The sequence below is a fragment of the Pantoea sp. Cy-639 genome, from assembly GCF_011752525.1.
GTDB lineage: Bacteria > Pseudomonadota > Gammaproteobacteria > Pseudomonadales > Pseudomonadaceae > Aquipseudomonas.
Map to the genome: position 1 here is coordinate 1 of NZ_VWXI01000041.1, position 1,664 is coordinate 1,664.

At 52.3% G+C, this 1,664-nt stretch carries 2 protein-coding genes and 1 pseudogene; all 3 read right to left on the reverse strand.

Features of this window, described 5'->3' with window-relative positions:
* Positions 1–363, reverse strand: a pseudogene (locus F3J43_RS23615) (transposase); the annotation flags it as partial.
* Between the two features lie 235 nt (positions 364–598).
* Positions 599–1,015, reverse strand: coding sequence for a hypothetical protein (locus F3J43_RS23620; protein WP_166892992.1), 417 nt, complete (start codon positions 1,013–1,015; stop codon positions 599–601).
* A partial coding sequence (locus F3J43_RS23895) for an RHS repeat domain-containing protein (RefSeq protein ID WP_205298072.1) occupies positions 1,012–1,664 on the reverse strand: 653 nt, incomplete at its 5' end. The genes F3J43_RS23620 and F3J43_RS23895, both read right to left, overlap by 4 nt.

Here is a 1,664-nt window from a genome sequence, read left to right on the forward strand (position 1 = left end):
CCGATTCTGCGTCGGCTCCGATGTGCGCTTTCATGCCGAAGAAGTACTGGTTGCCTTTCTTCGTCTGGTGCATTTCAGGATCGCGTTTGCCTTCCTTGTTTTTGGTCGAACTGGGTGCGTGGATGATCGTGGCGTCGACAATGGTGCCCTGGCGCAACGACAGGCCCTTGTCTCGCAGGTAGTTGTTGAGGGTTTCCAATGGTACGGCTTGCGACCACCGCCGGCCTTTGGGTAGTGCGGCTCAATCAATGCCAGCAAACCGCTCCACGGCACCACCTGTTCCATCTCGGCCAGGAAACGCTCGCGACGGGTTTGCTTACGCTTACCGGCGTACTCGAAATCGGAAAAGCTCATCTGACTCATGGGATGGAGGGCTTGTAGAGGGCTGTTGGGCGGAGGGCTATTTCAGCACAGGTCAGATGACCTGTGCTGACTTGATCGGAGAGTCCCTAGTTTCGGCCCGCCTTGCTTCATCCTCTCAATACATTTCCGACCCTTTTTGGGGGGGCATCGGGCTGACCCCAGAAGTTCGCCGCCGAATTGGGCTGCTCCAAGAAGTTTGGCGCCAATTAAGTCCTTGGGGGAATTTTAATAATGACTACTGAATTGCACTTCGGATACGATCATATATTGTGGTGTCACGTATCCATATGGACCATTCAGTACTGTCGAATGCCTCGATGACTATTTCGACATTGCAAGAGCTTTTATCCTCTACTTCCTTGCGGCAGGTGAGTGTTTCGGCCTTGGCTGCAATTATTTGCAGGTCTATTATTTGGTCCAGTGAGTGTGCAAAAAAAACCAGTTCAGACCATGTCATGGCAATGCCAATATCTGAAGAGCGAATGCTCTCCTCAAAAGATTCCATTGTATATCCGGGTGGGGGGCAGCCCATCCCGTAAAAGTCAAGTATATACCAACTCCATGAGTTGTCAGGCATGAACTCTAACACATCGCCAAGTGATAACTTTGAGCCATTTTTGTTATGCGCTGATAGTGAGAGCATTTGCATCATGGCATCTCCATAGGGATTGCAGGACCGTGTTGCCGTGTTCCCCCGGTAGGGTTCGGGAGCCAGTTATGTTGATGTGGACACGGGTGGTTTTGAGGACGACCGTGATCGGTGAAGTCAATGTCACGGATAGGAACAAGGTTTCCGTTCTCATATCCCCATTCACGTGCCTGATTATAAGCACCTCTGCGTCCGTCTCTTCTACCTAATTGTGTGTGTGGTGCAACTACATCTGGTGTTGGATGACCATGATTATCGCGAGGTAGGGACCTGTCAGCCCAGAAGGTACCTTGGCATGGGCATTTACATGTCAACCCCAATGGATCTACCCACTGTACCGGGTTGGGTGCATATAGATAGACGTTTATACCGCCGGCATAACCGATTGGGTCTTGTCTGATGAGTCGTCCAACTTTCGAATCATAGTACCGATAGCGGTTGTAGTGCAGCTCCGTCTCATGATCGTGATATTGGCCCTGGAAGCGAATCGGGTTGCCCAGGCCGTGCTGTTTGGCCCATGTCGAACGCTCCTCGCGGACTTCGCCCCACGCCTTGTACTGGCCGGCCCAAGCGATGTTGCCTTGCTCATCGGTGAGTTCCATCGGCGTGCCGAGGTGGTCGCAGTGGTACCAGGCAATCGCCTCGAATGCTT

What these genes read in the sequence shown, in the direction of transcription:
- F3J43_RS23620 (WP_166892992.1), bottom strand. Translation starts at nt 1,015, where the DNA reads ATGATGCAAATGCTCTCACTATCAGCGCATAACAAAAATGGCTCAAAG.